General features: G+C 63.3%; 1 protein-coding gene. It reads left to right on the top strand.

Translation table 11 applies throughout. The annotated features are described in order from the left end of the window. A partial coding sequence (locus BST14_RS28175; RefSeq protein ID WP_142279681.1) for an IS256 family transposase occupies positions 1 to 744 on the top strand: 744 nt, incomplete at its 5' end. Positions 745 to 801 lie beyond the last annotated feature (57 nt).

Genomic DNA, 801 nt, shown 5'->3' with positions numbered 1-801 from the left:
GCCGCTGACGCCATGGTGCTCAAGGTGCGTGAAGGTGGGCGGGTGGTCAACGTGCACGCCCTGATCGCGGTCGGTGTCAACGCCGAGGGCTACCGCGAAATCCTGGGCATCGACGTCACCACCGCCGAAGACGGGGCCGGCTGGCTGACCTTCCTGCGCTCGCTGACCGCCCGCGGACTGGCCGGGGTGAAATTGGTGACTTCCGATGCCCATGCCGGGCTGGTGGCGGCGATCGGCGCTACCTTGCCTGGAGCGTCCTGGCAGCGGTGTCGAACCCACTACACGACCAACCTGATGGCTGTCACACCGAAGACATCATGGCCCTGGGTACGTACGGTGCTGCACTCGGTGTTTGACCAGCCTGACGCTGATTCGGTTGCCGCACAATACGATCGAGTTATCGATGCACTGGCCGACAAGCTTCCCAAGGTCGCCGAACATCTCGAGGACGCCCGAGCCGACCTCCTGGCGTTCACCGCCTTTCCCAAGCAGATATGGCGCCAGATCTGGTCGAACAATCCGCAGGAACGACTCAACAAAGAGATCCGCCGACGCACCGACGTTGTCGGCATCTTCCCCGACCGAGGCGCCCTGATTCGCCTCGTCGGGGCGGTGCTCGCCGAACAACACGACGAATGGGCCGAATCCCGCCGCTACCTCGGCCTGGAAGTCCTCAGCAAATCCCGTGCCGACCAAACCCCATCAGCAGAACAGGAGGACACCCCTGCGGCACTGACCGCTTGAACCATCATCTCGAAGAATCACAAGACGACCCCGTACACCACGTCCCTGGACTTGACC

The organism is Mycobacterium arosiense ATCC BAA-1401 = DSM 45069 (assembly GCF_002086125.1).
Taxonomy (GTDB): Bacteria; Actinomycetota; Actinomycetes; order Mycobacteriales; family Mycobacteriaceae; genus Mycobacterium; species Mycobacterium arosiense.
This window is presented reverse-complemented; position numbering and strand designations above follow the sequence as displayed.